Below are 16635 nucleotides of genomic sequence, written 5' to 3' on the forward strand. Positions count from 1 at the left end.
TATTGAATTTTAGCTTGTTTTTTTAATTTAACAAATGAAATAATACCATACGTAACCATTACAATTCCGCCAAAAATAAACAAAGCAGGTTTGTCTTTTAAACTCGCAATCAAACGATAACTTCCTAAATAAGCTACTCCAATAAAAAAAATATCTCCAAAAACCACTCCTAAATCAAAAGCTAAAGCAGCTCGAAATCCTTTGGTTATACTGGTTTCTATTAAAATAAAAAACACAGGACCTATCATAAAACTGAGGAAAATTCCCCAAGGTAATCCAGTTAAAATATCATTTATCATTAGTATAGGATTTGGGTTGATACTTATTATTTTACTATTTCAATATGCCCTCCAGCAATCGTTTTTTGATTGACTTGTTTTGGTTTTCCATACACAGTAATATCACCTCCTGCTCTTACTTTAGCATCTACTAATTCTTTAGCAAAAACTGTTGCTTCACCACCTGCATTACTACTAATTACAGTTTGTTCAGTAATTAATTCTTTACCCTCATATAGTGCACCTGCTGAAACTACTACATCTTGATTTTTAGCTGTTCCTTCTGTATTGACTATACCTCCACTTGTAATTTTTACATTTAATTTTGACACTTCTAAACGAACATCAATTTTAGCTCCTTCTTTTGCAATAATATCAAAATCGGTTCCTTTAAAAACAGCTTCACTCGAAATTTGAGCACCTTCATTGGCTTCAACAGCATCTAAATCAGTATAATATACTTTAGCTTTTACTTGATTTCCTTTTAATAATTTAGTCAATGGCATTCTCAATTTTAACTCCCCATTTCTATTAACTACTTCTACTTCAGCTGAATTAATTCCTGAAAGCACTACTTTATTTTCATCTGAAGCAATTAACTCCACTGTTATTTGATCAAAAGCAGTTACTTTATGAAAATCACCTACTTTTTTCTCATTTTGAGAATAGGTTAATGAACTGATTAATAATAAAATACATAGTAATTTTTTCATGATATTGTTTTAAAATAAAATTATTCGTTTCTTCTAATAAAGTGAAAATCCAATTGTTTTTTAACTAAATCGGCATTTTTAACCTTTACATAAATCTCATCTCCTAGTTGTAATAAACCATGAGAAGTGGCACCAACTAAAGCGTATTGTTTTTCGTCAAAAGTATAATAATCCTCTTTAATATCTCTAATTCGAACCATACCTTCGCATTTATTTTCGATAATTTCGACATAAATACCCCATTCGGTTACTCCAGAAATCACCCCTAAAAACTCTTGATCTTGGTGATTTTGCATGTATTTTACCTGCATGTATTTAATAGAATCACGCTCTGCATTCGTAGCTAAACCTTCCATGGTAGACGAATGTAAACATTTGGTTTCATAGGTTTCTTCATCTACTGATTTTCCACCATCTAAATAATACTGCAACAAACGATGCACCATTACATCCGGATACCTACGAATAGGCGAAGTAAAATGGGAATAATAATCAAAAGCTAATCCGTAATGACCAATATTATCCGTAGAATATTTAGCTTTACTCATACTACGAATAGTCAAAGTATCAATTAAATTTTGCTCTTTGGTACCTACTACTTCACTTAATAAATTATTCAACGATTTAGAGATATCGCCTTTATTTCTAAAGTCGATTTTATACCCAAACTTAGCAATAACAGTTTGCATTGCAATTAATTTATCTTCATTAGGCTCATCATGAATACGATAAATAAAAGTTTTCTTTTGTTTACCAATGAATTCAGCCACTTTTCTATTGGCTAAAAGCATGAATTCTTCAATCAAATGATTGGCATCTTTTGAGATTTTGAAATACACTCCAGCAGGTTCTCCTTCTTGATCTAAATTGAATTTTACTTCTACTTTATCAAAAGAAATAGCGCCTTCGTTCATTCTGTTTCTACGTAAAATTTTAGCTAATGCATCTAATTTCAGTGTAGCATCAATAATTTCCTTTGAAACTTGATACGGTGCGCCTGTAATCGAAATTTCTTGCGGAATAGTATCCTCTTTGGTTTCAATAATATATTGGGCTTCTTCGTAAGCAAAACGTTGGTCAGAAAAAATTACTGTTCTTCCAAACCATTGATTGATTACTTGCGCTTTTTCATTGATTTCAAAAACCGCTGAAAAAGTGTATTTTTCTTCGTGTGGACGTAAAGAACAAGCATAATTTGACAATACTTCAGGTAGCATTGGCACTACTCGATCTACTAAATATACTGAAGTAGCTCTTTGATAAGCTTCATCATCTAAAATAGTACCTTCTTCTAAATAAAAAGAAACATCGGCAATATGGATTCCAATTTCATAATTTCCATTCTCTAACTTTTTGAAAGACAAAGCATCATCAAAATCTTTTGCGTCTTTTGGATCGATGGTAAAAGTCAAAGTATCTCGCATATCGCGACGCTTGGCTATTTCACTTTCGTGAATAGTAGTATCTATTTTTTGCGCATAGGTTTCTACTTCAATAGGAAATTCAGACGGTAAACCATATTCTGCTAAAATAGCGTGAATTTCTGTGTCGTGTTCTCCTGGTTTTCCGAGTATTTTTATCACTTTTCCAAAAGGACTATCCGCTCTTTTTGGCCAATCTTCAATATGAACCAAAACCACATCTCCTTGCTCCGCCTCTCCTATTTTGTCTTTTGGAATAAAAATATCGGTGTACATTTTTGGATTCGCAGTAGCAACAAAAGAAAAATTCTTTTGAATATCAATAACCCCAACAAAATCGGTTTTATTTCGTTCAATTACTTCAATCACTTCTCCTTCTGGTCGACGTCCTTTTCTACGGTTATAGACATACACTTTTACCGTATCTTTATCTAAAGCTCTATTTAAATTATTGGTTGGAATAAAAACATCTTCTTCTAAATCAGGACAAATAAAATAAGCTGTTTTACGGCTTGTCATATCAATTTTACCTTCGTAATAATCTTGACTAACCGCTTTGATTAAATATTTTCCAGGTTCTGATTCGATAATTGTTTTTTGTGCAGCTAAAATTTTTAAATCTTTTATAATTTGATTTCTACTTTGTGTATCGTCTAAATCTAATTTAGCTGCTATTTGCTTGTAGTTAAATACTTTATTAGCACTTTGAGACAGTATTTTTACAATTTTTTCAGAGTAAGTCTTCTCTTTTTTTAGCGGTTTTCTTAAACGCTTTCCCATATTTCTTTTCTTAAAAGTCTAAAATTACAAATAAGAAATTAGAATACCTTTTTAAACCTTTAGATTTATTAAAAATATAACTTTTAGTAAATGGTGAATTTCTCTTAAAAAATATTTTTTTAAAACTTCAAAGTTGTCAACATCTATTTAAAATAACAAAAAGAAAAGTAAATTAAAATTTATTTTTTGATGGTTATTATAGCGTGTTAACAGTTAGTATAAATTTTTTAAAAAAACATTTGAAATAAAGTTGTAAGTAGTTATTTTTAGTTGTTAACAGCTTTTTTTATAGTTAAATATTTAATACTAAAGAGATTCTTAATTTTAATTAACAATAGTTGATAACCTAAAAACCATTCTTTTTGTAGATAAGTAAATTTCCAAAATCTGTTAATAAACCTATTTTTTGTATTCATAACTTTTCTAAAAATTACACAAACTAAATTAGGATTTTCAAACTCAGTTTTGGATTACACTTTTTTTCTTTTCTGCCGCAAAAAACTTCTTATTTTCTATTTTTAGTTATTAACATATTGTGTTAATTTAATGTTAGCTGAAAATCAACAGATTGCATTTTGCTATTAACAATTCAAAATTTTAACATTTTTGATGTAAAAAAACAGTTGGTTTCTGAATTATTAAAAATTAATTTTTTAGCAACAGATTGTTATACTGACGGTTACAATACTTTTTAAAAAAGTTAGTTTTTGGTTAATAAAGAAACAAAGAAACCCAACTATTTATGAATTCTAACTCAAAATCTTTCCTTATTTTTGAACACGAATTTAACACACAACAAAGATGAAAATTTCAATAGGAAACGACCACGCCGGTCCGGAGTATAAAAAAGCAATTGTGGCTATGCTTGAAGCAAAAGGACACCAAATCACTAATTACGGAACCGATACGATTGAAGCTGTTGATTATGCTGATTTTGCTCATCCTGTAGCTCAAGATGTTGAAGAAGGAAAAGCTGATTTTGGTATTGTGATTTGTGGTAGTGGTAATGGAATTGCTATGACGGTGAATAAACATCAAAAGGTTCGTGCTGCTTTGTGTTGGATGAAAGAAATTGCCGCTTTAGCGCGTTTACATAATGATGCTAATGTAATTAGTATCCCTGCTCGTTATACTTCTATTCCGCAAGCAGTAGAAATGGTAGAGACGTTTTTAACTACTGAATTTGAAGGCGGAAGACACCAAAACCGCGTGAATAAAATCGCGTGTCAATAAATACCACTTTCATTTTGATAATACAGCGCTAATCCCAGTAGTAGCTGAATAATAACAATCCTATAAAACTTCCAAAGGAAACTTCTTTTGGAAGTTTTGTGTTTAAATATCCACATTCCTATTCCGGCACCCAGACTCCCTCCTAAAAAAGCCCAGAAAAGTAAAGTGTTTTCGGAGATTCTTCGTTTTTTCTTTCGAGCTAAATATTTATCGTAACCTACCATAATGAAGCTCAAAACAGAAATGGTTGAAAAATAATAATATAAAATCAGCATGAGAGTAGAAATGTGAGGTAAAGATATTATTTTCGTGACACAATATATTTATTACCTATGACCAACATTCAATTCATCGCAAAATCAGTGGCTACAGCCCCTGTTAACATTCAAAAAACAGTTCAATTATTAAACGAAGATTGCACGATTCCGTTTATTTCGCGATATCGAAAAGACCAAACAGGAAATCTAGACGAGGTGGTAATTGAACAAATTGCTAAATTGAACAAGCAATACGATGAGTTAATCAAACGAAAAGAAAGTATTCTCAAAACCATCGAGGAGCAAGGACAACTTTCACCTGAATTAGCTAAAAAAATTCAAGACAGTTTTGATTTGCAAGAGTTGGAAGATTTGTATTTGCCTTTCAAAAAGAAGAAAAAAACCAAGGCCGATGTGGCTCGCGAGAATGGTTTAGAGCCTTTGGCTACGATCATTATGGCGCAAAACAACGATAATATTGATTTTATTTCGACCCAATACATCAATGATAATGTGATTAACGAAGAAGCCGCTTTGCAAGGCGCGCGCGACATTATTGCGGAATGGATTAATGAAAATATTCACGTTCGGCAACAATTACGACGTTTGTTTCAGCGAAAAGCAACCATTACTACTAAGGTAGTAAAAACCAAAAAAGAAGACGAAGCCGCACAAAAATTTTCGCAATATTTTGATTGGTCAGAGCTTTTGAGTAAAACACCGCCCCATCGATTGATGGCGATGTTGCGTGCCGAAAACGAAGGTTTTGTGAAATTAAAAATCGAAGTAGATATTGACGAGGCGTATGATATCATTGACGAAATTATTTTGAAGCGTCAAAACGATACCACTCCACACATTCAATTAGCCATTGAAGACAGTTATAAACGGTTGTTGCAACCCGCGATTGCTAATGAAACCTTGCAAGAAGCTAAAGCCAAAGCCGACGCCAATTCGATTCAGGTTTTTGCAACTAATTTAGGGCAGCTTTTATTGGCGCCACCTTTGGGAGAAAAACGAATTTTAGCGATTGATCCAGGGTATCGTTCAGGTTGTAAAATAGTCTGTTTGGACGAAAAAGGCGATTTGTTGTACAACGAAACTATTTACCCGCACGCACCTCAAAACGAAGAGGCTATGGCAATGAAAAAAATCCGTTCGATGGTCAATTCCTACAAAATTGATGCGATTGCTATTGGAAACGGAACCGCTTCGCGCGAAACCGAATTTTTTGTCAAAAAAATTGCTTTCGATAAGGAAGTTCAGGTTTTTGTGGTTTCTGAGGCGGGTGCTTCGGTTTATTCGGTATCGAAAATTGCCAGAGAAGAATTCCCTAATTATGATGTTACCGTTCGGGGTTCGGTTTCTATTGGACGTAGATTAAGCGATCCTTTGGCGGAGTTGGTAAAAATTGATCCAAAAGCCATTGGCGTAGGCCAATACCAACACGATGTAGATCAAAACAAACTAAAAGAAGAATTAGACGCTACCGTGATTCGTTGTGTCAACTCGGTGGGAATTAACATCAATACTGCAAGCAAGCATTTGTTGAGTTATGTAAGTGGAATAGGAGAGAAGTTGGCCGAAAATATAGTCCAATACCGTTCCGAAAATGGCCCATTTGACGACCGAAAACAACTGAAAAAAGTGCCTCGCTTGGGCGAAAAAGCGTTCCAACAAGGCGCAGCCTTTATCCGAATTAAAGAAGGGAAAAATCCGTTAGACAATTCGGCGGTGCATCCTGAAGCCTATCCGATTGTAGAAAAAATGGCAAAAGATTTGAAGCTTTCGGTGAACGAATTAATTGGCAACAAAGACAAAACGGCTTTAATCAAACCTGAAAATTACACCACGTCAGAAATTGGTTTGTTGACTTTGAAAGATATTATTAAAGAATTGGAGAAACCAGGTTTAGACCCAAGAAAATCCGCTAAAATATTTGAGTTTGACCCGAATGTCAAGTCTATAAAAGACTTAAAATCAGGCATGATTTTACCGGGAATTGTGAATAACATTACTAATTTTGGTTGTTTCGTTGATATTGGAATAAAAGAAAGTGGTTTGGTTCACATTTCCCAACTTAAAGCTGGTTTTGTGAGCGATGTGAATGAGGTGGTAAAATTACACCAACACGTTGAGGTAAAAGTAACGGAAGTGGACGAAGACCGCAAACGAATTCAATTGACCATGATTTTGTAAAAACAAAAAACCCAAGTTATTAACTTGGGTTTTTTATTAGAATATATAAAGAATTACTCTTTAGTTTCTTCTTCTTTTTTAACAGCAGATGAATCGTCTTTAGCAGCGTTTTTAAATTCTTTAATTCCGCTTCCTAAACCTTTCATTAGTTCTGGAATTTTTTTACCTCCAAAAAGCAATAAAATAAATGCTCCAATAACAAGTAATTCCGTAACGCCAAATCTTCCCATAATTAAGATATTTTATATGCCGAAGCAAATTTGTTTAATAATGAAGTACAAATGTATATAGAATTAGTGAATGGCAATTCTTTTTTCATCATTTATTTGGTTTTAAAAGCGTTAAAATTGTATTAAAATGTGATTTAGTAGTCTTTGTACTTCTAAAAAGTATGCCTTAGTTTCAAAGCTAATAATTGTTTATATTTGTTCAATAAACAAAAACAATGTCTAAAAAGGGATTAAAAAGACAGCAATTAAAAGAAAATCTATTCAACAAAAGGCGTTTAATCATTTTAAACGAAGACACTTTTGAGGAAACATTTTCGTTAAAACTGACCTTAATGAATGTTTTTGTAGTGGTGAGTTTAAGTGCTATTTTCATCATTTTTGTGACTACTTTTATTATCGCTTTTACTCCTTTACGCGAGTTTATTCCGGGATATTCTTCTTCTAAATTAAAACGTGACGCTACCGAATTAGCCCTAAAATCAGATTCATTAACTCAGGCTTTGGAACACAATGAAGCCTACATTAAATCACTTAAAAAAGTGTTGACGGGCGAGTTAGAGTTTGCTCAATTTAATAAAGATTCAATTCTTTCTTCGGTTGAAGCAGCTCCTACAGAAGGCAATTTATCGGCTTCAAAAGAAGAATTAGAATTGCGAAAACGCGTAACCAAAGAAGAGCAACAAGCGTCTAAAAAGAACAAATAAAACCAACAGCATGTCTATAAAATCTATTGCGGCTCGATTATTTGCGCGCCAAGTGGTGAAAAAAACACAGGCCTGGTCTAGTAATCCTGTAGCAACTCAAAATAAGGTTTTCCAAGAATTAATTCGTCAAGCGAAAAATACGCAATTTGGATTGGATCATCATTTTGACCAAATACAAACCCCTGCCGATTTTGCTCAACAGGTTCCGGTTCGCGATTATGAAGAACTGAAACCCTATGTGGAGCGAGTGGTGAAAGGGGGGGAGAACGTACTTTGGAAAGGGAAACCGCTTTATTTTGCCAAAACTTCGGGGACAACTTCGGGGGCAAAATACATTCCCTTGACCAAGGAATCCATGCCGTATCATATCGAAGCGGCCCGCAATGCTATTTTGCATTACATTCACGAAACAGGCAACGCCGATTTTGTAGATGGAAAAATGATTTTCCTACAAGGAAGTCCTATTTTAGAAGAAAAAAACGGAATAAAATTGGGACGCTTGTCAGGAATTGTCGCGCATTTTGTTCCAAAATATTTACAAAAAAATCGCATGCCATCTTGGGAAACCAATTGCATTGAAGATTGGGAAACCAAAGTTAATGCTATCGTTGAAGAAACGTTCAACGAAAACATGGCGGTGATTTCTGGAATTCCGTCTTGGGTTCAAATGTATTTTGAAAAATTGCAGCAAAAAGGAGGGAAGCCTGTTGGTGAAATCTTCAAAAATTTCAATTTGTTTATTTATGGTGGAGTCAATTACGAACCTTATCGCGCCAAATTTGAAAATTTAATCGGTCGAAAAGTGGATAGTATCGAACTTTTTCCGGCTTCGGAAGGATTTTTTGCTTATCAAGATTCGCAGGCGGCAAAAGGAATGTTGCTGTTGTTGAATTCGGGAATTTTCTATGAATTCATTAAGAGTGATGAATTTTCCAATGAAAATCCGCGTCGTTATACCATTGGCGAAGTAGAATTAGGTGTGAATTATGTTTTGATTTTGTCAACAAACGCTGGACTCTGGGGCTATAACATTGGCGATACAGTTCAGTTTACGAGTTTACAACCGTATCGAGTGATAGTTTCAGGCCGTATCAAACATTATATTTCTGCTTTTGGCGAACATGTGATTGGTAAAGAAGTAGAAAGTGCTTTGCAAGAAGCTATGGAAGGGACTACAATTCGCGTGAATGAATTTACTGTGGCGCCACAAATTAATCCTGCCGAAGGATTGCCGTATCACGAATGGTTTATAGAGTTCGAAAATGAACCCGAAAATCTAGATGAATTTGCGTTACAAATCGACATTGCGATGCGCAAACAAAACGTGTATTATGACGACCTAATTATGGGCAACGTTTTGCGTCCATTGGTAATTACTAAAGTGCCAAAGAACGGATTTCAAGACTATATGAAATCCATAGGAAAATTAGGCGGTCAGAATAAAATTCCGCGACTGTCTAACGACAGAAAAATAGCAGATGTGCTAAACCCAAAATAAATCCATTATCTTTGCAGGTTAAATAATAAAGAAAGATGATAGAAATCAAAAACATTTCGCGCTCACGAGCGCAAGAGTCGTCAGCAGCTATTGAACGACTGTACATTACCATGAGGCATTTATTTAACCGCGGTTTTTACAAGCCGATGGGAGTTTCTGGAGATACTTTACGCGAAGCTTTATTGGCTTTACGCCCAGAAATTTACGGAAACATTGCCGATGAAAAAGTAGAACTCAACGGACTTTTGTACGTTATTGAACGTCTTCCTATTGGGATTGAAGAATGTCGGTTCATTAACTTAACTTCAGAAGAAGGGTATGCTAAATCGCACTTTAAAGCGATTGTTCCTCCCAAAAGACGTCGTAATTGCTATCGTATTGACGAAGACCAAATGAACGTAGTGATTACCCGTGGACGTTCGGACATTTACGATATTTTGACGCACTTGACTTTCATTTTTATCGAATCACACAAAATTAAAAATAGAGTGTTGTTGGACGAAGCAGGGGAAGTTTCTCATGATTGGAAAAAATTAGAAATTGCTGCCCAGCAAAACAAAAAATTAACTCAAATTGAGAAAGAAAAAGCGATTTCTCATACTGCCAATATTTTAGGAAGAACCTTCGAAGAAGTTTTAGACATCTACGATGCGTTTGGTTCGGCTACGTCGCCAGATCGTTTCTTGCACGTCATTTATTGGTTAGGAAAATTAGCCATTGAAGAAATTGTAGAAAACAACAAACGTACCATCACTTTTAGCCCAGTGTTGAGAGAGCGTTTGGGACACCACATTCACGGCGAAATTTGGGCAACCAACATCAAAGAAGTTTTAAAAGAAAATAATTTATTAGGCAGACCCATCCATGTGATTAGTGCTAACATGCACTCGGTGATGAACTCTATTTTTGCCGTTCCAGCTTTGAAAACGAAGTTCAAAAACCAATCGGATTTCTTTATTTACGAAGAATTGAGTAAGTCTGGAGCCAATGACGTTCGTGATTTGGTTGAAGCGGTGGCATTGAAACAAGGAATGATTTCGTTACCAGATACTTCAGGAACGAATATCGATGTTCAGATTTTTGACACTGCTAAAATAGATTGGAACAAAACGTCTTTTCCTAAAGCGGATTTAGGCGACGAAAAACAGGTAATTATTGTTATGGATTATGCTTTTGGAGAGCAAGCCTATGAAACGATTGACGAGTTGTTCAAGCCGTACAAAAAAGAAACGTTCTTAAATGCCCAGTCGATTTCCATTATGGGAAAAGCAGGAATTTTAGAAGGAGGAAAAGGAGATATTATGATTCCAAATGCCCATATCAACGAAGGAACGGCCGATAATTACTTTTTTGAAAATGAATTAACGGCTGAGATGTTTGAAGGGAATGATATTGCAGTTTTTGCAGGACCAATGGTAACTGTTTTGGGAACTTCATTGCAAAACAGGGATTTGTTGAAGTTCTTCCACGAATCGACTTGGAGAGCTATCGGACTAGAAATGGAAGGGGCTTATTACCAAAAAGCCATTCAATCGGCTTCGAGAATTAGAAAAAGTGTGCCTAAAGACATCAAAGTGCGCTATGCGTATTATGCTTCTGATAACCCATTAGAAACCGGAAGTACATTGGCTTCAGGAGGTTTAGGAACCACAGGAGTAAAACCAACGTATTTGATTACGATCAAAATTTTGGAACAAATTTTTAATATAAAATAGTTTAATACTAATTACCATGAAACGAATACTTATAACAGGAGCGGCGGGATTTTTAGGGTCGCATCTTTGTGACCGATTTATAAAAGAAGGCTATTTTGTTATAGGGATGGACAATTTGATTACGGGCGATTTGAAAAATATCGAGCATTTATTCAAGCTCGAAAACTTCGAATTTTACCACCATGACATCACTAAATTTGTTCACGTTCCAGGAAAATTGGATTACATTTTGCATTTTGCTTCGCCAGCAAGTCCGATAGATTATTTAAAAATTCCAATTCAAACCCTGAAAGTTGGTTCGTTAGGAACGCATAATTTATTAGGATTGGCGCGCGTGAAAAAAGCACGTATTTTGATTGCTTCTACTTCTGAAGTGTACGGCGATCCATTGGTACACCCACAAACCGAAGAATACTACGGTAATGTAAATACTATTGGACCAAGAGGTGTGTATGACGAAGCCAAACGTTTCCAAGAATCGATTACTATGGCGTATCACACCTTTCACGGTGTAGAGACTCGTATTGTCCGAATTTTTAATACGTACGGACCAAGAATGCGCCTCAATGACGGAAGAGTAATCCCAGCCTTTATTGGTCAAGCCATTCGCGGCGAGGATTTGACCATTTTTGGTGACGGACTGCAAACGCGTTCCTTCTGTTATGTAGACGATCAAGTGGAAGGAATCTTTAGGTTATTGCATTCCGATTATGTGTATCCAGTGAATATTGGGAATCCAGACGAAATTACCATCAAAGATTTTGCTGAAGAAATCATCAAATTAACGGGTACGAATCAAAAAGTAGTCTATCATCCGTTGCCTATTAACGACCCTTTACAGCGTCAACCCGACATTACTAAAGCCAAAGAATTACTGGGTTGGGAAGCCAAAGTAGGCCGAGCAGAAGGAATGAAAATTACCTATGAGTATTTCAAATCCCTTTCGCCAGAAGAACTCTCGAAAGAGGAACACAAAGATTTTTCGAATTATATTAAATAAAAAAGTAACCCGTTTTAAAGCGAGTTTTTTATTGGCAAACTTATCTAACCTGCAAGGTCTTTTTGACCTTGTAGGTTTTAATTTTTAAGCCCCTTTTCGAAACCGATTATTTCAACTTATCAACCATTCTTTTAGGATAAAAATGTACATTTGAATTTAAGAACCCAAAACTTAAATCTATTATGAGTAACATTAAATTATTTGAAGAAAAAAACGTACGTTCAATTTGGAATGAGCAAGAACAGAAATGGTATTTCAGCATTACAGATATCATTTTTATATTGACCGAAAGTGTCGATCCTTTAGCATATTGGAGAAAATTAAAACAACGATTGAAAGCGGATGGAAATGAAACCGTGACGAATTGTCACGGTTTGAAAATGCTTGCTACAGACGGAAAAATGAGAATGACTGATGTTGCTGATACAGAACAACTTTTAAGACTTATCCAATCCATCCCATCCCCAAAAGCGGAACCTTTCAAACAATGGTTAGCGCAAGTGGGTTCGGAACGTATTGCCGAAATTGAAAATCCTGAATTGGCACAAGCCCGAATAAGAGCTACTTACAAAGCTAAAGGCTATAGCGATGAATGGATAGAAAAGAGAATAAGAGGAATTTTAGTTCGTGACGAATTAACCAAAGAATGGAGTCAGCGTGGTGTGAAAGAATGGAAAGAATATGCCATACTCACTGCCGAAATAAGCAAAGCCACCTTTGGTATTGTTCCAAGTGATTACAAAAAACTAAAGGGACTAACCAAAGTCAACGAAAATCTCCGCGACCACATGACCGATTTAGAGTTGATATTCACTATGCTAGGCGAAGCTTCGACTACTGAAATTGCCAAAAACAAAGACGCAATTGGTTTTGCAGAAAATCAAAAAGCGGCAAAGGCAGGAGGAAGTGTTGCTGGCAATGCTCGCAAAGAATTAGAAAAGAAATCAGGCAAAAAAATTGTCAGCAAAGAAAACTTCAAAGCGCTTACATCAACCCCTAAGAAGAATTTAGAATAAAAGAGACGAAAAGAAAGGTTCGGCTTTTTACTTACAGACTAGTTAACCTGCAAGGTCTTTTTGACCTTGTAGGTTTTGTTTTAAAAATGAGTTTAATACCTACAAGGTTTAAGAAACCTTGCAGGAAAATGGGTGTCTCTACAACTTTTTAAAAATTAATTATTATTTCCGTTCAAAAGCCATTATTTTTGCATCGTCTTCCCAAAGGCAAGACAAACAACTAAACGACAACACTATGACTATTTTACTTTTGGGTTCAGGCGGAAGAGAGCATGCATTTGCATGGAAAATGATTCAAAGTCCGCTTTGCGACACCCTTTTTGTTGCACCAGGAAATGCCGGAACCGCAGCAATAGCTAACAATATTAACATCAACCCAACGGATTTTCCAGCCATTAAAGACTTTGTCTTGAAAGAAAAAGTGGAAATGGTTGTGGTAGGACCAGAAGACCCATTGGTAAAAGGAATTTACGATTTCTTCTTGAATGATGCCGACTTGAAAAACATTCCTGTGATTGGCCCATCGACTATTGGTGCACAATTAGAAGGAAGTAAAGAATTTGCCAAAGAATTTTTGTTCAGACATAATATTCCAACAGCCGCTTATGATAGTTTTACGGCTGAAACGGTAGAACAAGGATGCCAATTTTTAGAAACATTACAGCCTCCTTATGTGTTGAAAGCAGACGGATTGGCTGCCGGAAAAGGCGTGTTGATTATTCAAGATTTGGTAGAAGCCAAAGAAGAATTACGCAATATGTTGGTACACCAAAAATTTGGAACGGCGAGTGCCAAAGTGGTAATCGAAGAATTTTTGGACGGAATCGAATTAAGCTGTTTTGTTTTAACCGATGGGAAAAGCTATAAAATTTTGCCAACAGCCAAAGACTACAAGCGTATTGGTGAAGGTGATACTGGCTTGAATACTGGCGGTATGGGCGCTGTTTCTCCAGTTCCCTATGTTGACGCTGTTTTGATGGAAAAAATCGAAACACGCATCGTAAAACCAACGATTGACGGATTTCAAAAAGACGGAATTCCATACAAAGGATTTGTTTTTATTGGATTAATCAATGTAAAAGGAGAGCCAATCGTGATTGAATACAATGTGCGAATGGGTGATCCAGAAACCGAAGTGGTGATTCCAAGATTGAAAACTGATTTAGTGGAATTGTTTTTGGCGGTAGCCAATGAAAAACTAGACCAAATTGCATTGGAGGTTGACGAAAGAAGTGCTACTACGATTATGGTAGTTTCAGGCGGTTATCCAGAAGAATTTGAAAAAGGAAAAGTCATTACCGGCTTAGAAAATATCACAGATTCAATTGTATTCCACGCGGGGACAAAACTAGAAAACAATCAAGTGTTGTCTAACGGAGGGCGTGTGTTAACCGTTACTTCGTATGGTGATAACTTTGAAGAGGCCATAAAAAAATCTTACCAAAATATCGCTAAGCTTCAATTTGATAAGATGTATTTTAGAAGAGATATTGGAAACGACTTAAAGTAGTTTCCAATATTTTTTTAATTTTGTATTATTTCAAGAAAGAATGTGCCGTTGTATCTTGATTTTCAGTACCTGCTGCATCAAAAATTTGTAATTGTTTGATCCAATATACAATGGCAGCAGCACAAATGATCATAAAGATCCAGTTGATAGCATTAGCACCAAACCAAGTAGAAAGCTCTAAAGATCTTAAAAAATCTAAAGGTTTAAATAATACATCTACAAATAAGAATTGAATTCCTTCGAAAAATGATTTCATAATGATATAAAATTATATTGTTATTTTGCTTTTGAGTAAGTACCTAAAAAAGAAAGCTATTTTTTAAAAATAAATCTTTTTTGAACTTGTTTTAAACAAGTAGTATATTTACAGACACAAAAGTATAAAATATCCTTATGATTGCAAGTGTTTTTAAAAAATCTACACCATTAAATTACGCTTTAATCGTATTTTTAGTGTTGTTTTTCTTTTTTATTTACCAAATTCAAGACGCTTCTTGGATGACTTCTGTTCTTTTGCTATTAAAAAAAGGGATTACTTTTCTGGTGGTGTTGGCGTCCATTTTCTTAACAAGTTTTATTGGAAAACGCAACGGACTGACCAAAGACAGTAGTTATACTGCTATTTTTTTCTTGTTGCTGTTGTTGTTTTTTCCTACGATTCTTAACAATTTGAGCATTCTTTTTGCTAATTTTTTCGTTTTATTAGCCCTGCGTCGATTAATTTCATTGCAGTCGATGAAAGCGTCTAAAGAAAAAATATTTGATGCCTCTTTATGGATTATTTTAGCGTCACTTTTTCATTTTTGGTGTATTTTGTTTTTGATTTTAGTCTTTATCTCGGTCATTTTTCACGTTTCAAGAGATTATACGAATTGGGTTTTGCCTTTTATTGCCTTTTTTGCAGTGGGAATTTTGTTTACCTTTTTCACTTCTTTTTTTGGTATTGACACTGTAAAATATTTACATCAAAACACACAAATTGATTTTGCAATCGATTATTTTACAAACCCTACTCAAAACATAGCTTTTTCTATCTATGTATCGGTGGCTTTGTTTTTTGTTTTTTCAATGTTCATTACCTTGTCCAATCGTCCGTCGATGACACAAACTTCCTATAAAAAAATTGTCGCTTCCTTTTTTATTGGAGTGATTGTTTTTGTCCTTTCGGCACATAAAAGCAGCGATTTTTTACTTTTAACTATTGCACCACTAGCCATTTTAGCTAGCGCACACATGGAGTATTCGCAAACTAAATTCAAACAAGAAATGGTGTTTGGATTTGTAATTTTGTGTAGTCTGTTTTCGTTTGTGAGCCAATTATAATTTTTGGCCGTAAGCCAAATCTCCCGCATCTCCTAATCCTGGAACAATATAACTATGCTCGTTGAGGTGGTCGTCTGTTGCGGCTATCCAAAGATGGCAGGTGTCAGGCAATTCAGTTTCTAAATGCGCAATTCCTTCAGGAGCGGCAATCACCACTGCAATATGAATTTCGGAAGGAGTACCTCTTTCCATCAATCGTTTAAAAACAGCCACAATAGATTGTCCAGTAGCTAACATAGGATCAACAACTACAACCGTTTTGTTATTAATATCGGCAACCGCTTGGTATTGCACTATAATTTCAAAAAAATCATCGTTGTTGGGGTGGTGACGGTAGGCAGAAATAAATCCATTTTCAGCGGCATCAAAATAGTTTAAAAAACCATTGTGTAGCGTTAAACCTGCGCGCAGAATAGAACAAATTACTAGCGGATTTTTGATGTAATGGGTTGCTTTTGTCCCTAAGGGTGTTGGAATAGCTACTGCTTGATAGTCTAAATTTTTACTTATTTCATATGCCATAATTTCGCCAATGCGTTCCATGTTTTTTCTAAAACGGAGGCTGTCATTGTGGATATTGACATCACGAATTTGGCCTAAGAAATGATTCAGAACACTATTGTTTTCAGACAGATGATGAATTTGCATAAATGAATTATTGAGTTTAGCAGCAAAACTTTAGTTGTTTTTCCACACTATAAATGTATAAAAAAGTATCTTTGTCTTTTAATTTATAAAGAGATGTTTTCAAAATTAGC

Annotated in this window: 16 protein-coding genes; 9 read left to right on the plus strand and 7 right to left on the minus strand. The window is 35.0% G+C overall.

What is annotated here, in order from left to right:
- The 3 genes from Q0L65_RS05225 to rnr form a co-directional block, all read right to left on the minus strand.
- The coding region (locus Q0L65_RS05225) for a LysE family transporter (RefSeq protein ID WP_296684210.1) at window positions 1-299 on the minus strand (299 nt) is incomplete at its 3' end.
- 26 nt (window positions 300-325) lie between these two features.
- Window positions 326-991 (minus strand): head GIN domain-containing protein, encoded by a 666-nt coding sequence (locus tag Q0L65_RS05230; protein WP_296684212.1) that lies wholly within the window; start codon window positions 989-991, stop codon window positions 326-328.
- 20 nt (window positions 992-1011) lie between these two features.
- Complete coding sequence (rnr, locus tag Q0L65_RS05235) at window positions 1012-3192, minus strand: ribonuclease R (RefSeq protein ID WP_296684214.1); 2181 nt, start codon at window positions 3190-3192, stop codon at window positions 1012-1014.
- Between the two features lie 801 nt (window positions 3193-3993).
- Here rnr and rpiB point away from each other — a divergent pair.
- The gene (rpiB, locus tag Q0L65_RS05240) at window positions 3994-4425 is read left to right on the plus strand and encodes a ribose 5-phosphate isomerase B (RefSeq protein WP_296684216.1); all 432 of its coding nucleotides are present in this window, start codon (window positions 3994-3996) and stop codon (window positions 4423-4425) included.
- Here rpiB and Q0L65_RS05245 read toward each other — a convergent pair.
- Entirely contained in the window at window positions 4419-4700 is a 282-nt protein-coding gene (locus tag Q0L65_RS05245) for a DUF1294 domain-containing protein (protein ID WP_296684217.1), read from the minus strand. The two genes, rpiB and Q0L65_RS05245, sit on opposite strands and share 7 nt — an antisense overlap.
- A 57-nt stretch (window positions 4701-4757) precedes the next feature.
- Here Q0L65_RS05245 and Q0L65_RS05250 point away from each other — a divergent pair, with 57 nt between their 5' ends.
- A complete protein-coding gene (locus Q0L65_RS05250; RefSeq protein WP_296684219.1) occupies window positions 4758-6881 on the plus strand; it encodes a Tex family protein in 2124 nt (707 codons plus the stop codon).
- A gap of 53 nt (window positions 6882-6934) precedes the next feature.
- Here Q0L65_RS05250 and Q0L65_RS05255 read toward each other — a convergent pair whose 3' ends face one another.
- Window positions 6935-7111, minus strand: coding sequence for a twin-arginine translocase TatA/TatE family subunit (locus Q0L65_RS05255; RefSeq protein ID WP_296684220.1), 177 nt, complete (start codon window positions 7109-7111; stop codon window positions 6935-6937).
- Between the two features lie 215 nt (window positions 7112-7326).
- On the opposite strand from Q0L65_RS05255, the gene Q0L65_RS05260 reads away from it, so the two are divergent.
- The 6 genes from Q0L65_RS05260 to purD all read left to right on the plus strand — a co-directional run bounded on the left by Q0L65_RS05260 (window position 7327) and on the right by purD (window position 14554).
- On the plus strand, window positions 7327-7815 hold the full coding sequence (locus tag Q0L65_RS05260; protein ID WP_296684222.1) for a peptidase: 489 nt from the start codon (window positions 7327-7329) through the stop codon (window positions 7813-7815).
- A 10-nt stretch (window positions 7816-7825) separates the two neighbouring features.
- The gene (locus tag Q0L65_RS05265; RefSeq protein WP_296684223.1) at window positions 7826-9313 is read left to right on the plus strand and encodes a GH3 auxin-responsive promoter family protein; all 1488 of its coding nucleotides are present in this window, start codon (window positions 7826-7828) and stop codon (window positions 9311-9313) included.
- A gap of 35 nt (window positions 9314-9348) precedes the next feature.
- Window positions 9349-11028: a hypothetical protein gene (locus Q0L65_RS05270; protein ID WP_296684225.1), complete on the plus strand. Its 1680-nt coding sequence runs from the start codon at window positions 9349-9351 to the stop codon at window positions 11026-11028.
- A 16-nt stretch (window positions 11029-11044) separates the two neighbouring features.
- Window positions 11045-12028 carry an SDR family oxidoreductase gene (locus tag Q0L65_RS05275; RefSeq protein ID WP_296684227.1) on the plus strand — a complete coding sequence of 328 codons (984 nt, stop codon included), beginning with the start codon at window positions 11045-11047 and terminating at the stop codon, window positions 12026-12028.
- Window positions 12029-12210: 182 nt separating this feature from the next.
- Window positions 12211-13044 (plus strand): Bro-N domain-containing protein, encoded by an 834-nt coding sequence (locus tag Q0L65_RS05280; RefSeq protein ID WP_296684228.1) that lies wholly within the window; start codon window positions 12211-12213, stop codon window positions 13042-13044.
- A 235-nt stretch (window positions 13045-13279) separates the two neighbouring features.
- Window positions 13280-14554 (plus strand): phosphoribosylamine--glycine ligase, encoded by a 1275-nt coding sequence (gene purD / locus Q0L65_RS05285; RefSeq protein WP_296684230.1) that lies wholly within the window; start codon window positions 13280-13282, stop codon window positions 14552-14554.
- Between the two features lie 25 nt (window positions 14555-14579).
- Here purD and Q0L65_RS05290 read toward each other — a convergent pair whose 3' ends face one another.
- Window positions 14580-14810: a uracil phosphoribosyltransferase gene (locus Q0L65_RS05290; protein WP_296684232.1), complete on the minus strand. Its 231-nt coding sequence runs from the start codon at window positions 14808-14810 to the stop codon at window positions 14580-14582.
- A gap of 137 nt (window positions 14811-14947) precedes the next feature.
- On the opposite strand from Q0L65_RS05290, the gene Q0L65_RS05295 reads away from it, so the two are divergent.
- On the plus strand, window positions 14948-15877 hold the full coding sequence (locus Q0L65_RS05295) for a DUF6427 family protein (protein ID WP_296684233.1): 930 nt from the start codon (window positions 14948-14950) through the stop codon (window positions 15875-15877).
- Here Q0L65_RS05295 and upp read toward each other — a convergent pair.
- The gene (gene upp / locus Q0L65_RS05300) at window positions 15872-16525 is read right to left on the minus strand and encodes a uracil phosphoribosyltransferase (protein ID WP_296684235.1); all 654 of its coding nucleotides are present in this window, start codon (window positions 16523-16525) and stop codon (window positions 15872-15874) included. The two genes, Q0L65_RS05295 and upp, sit on opposite strands and share 6 nt — an antisense overlap.
- Window positions 16526-16635: the final 110 nt, after the last annotated feature.

The sequence above is a fragment of the Flavobacterium sp. genome, from assembly GCF_024642105.1.
In the GTDB taxonomy this organism is placed as follows: domain Bacteria; phylum Bacteroidota; class Bacteroidia; order Flavobacteriales; family Flavobacteriaceae; genus Flavobacterium.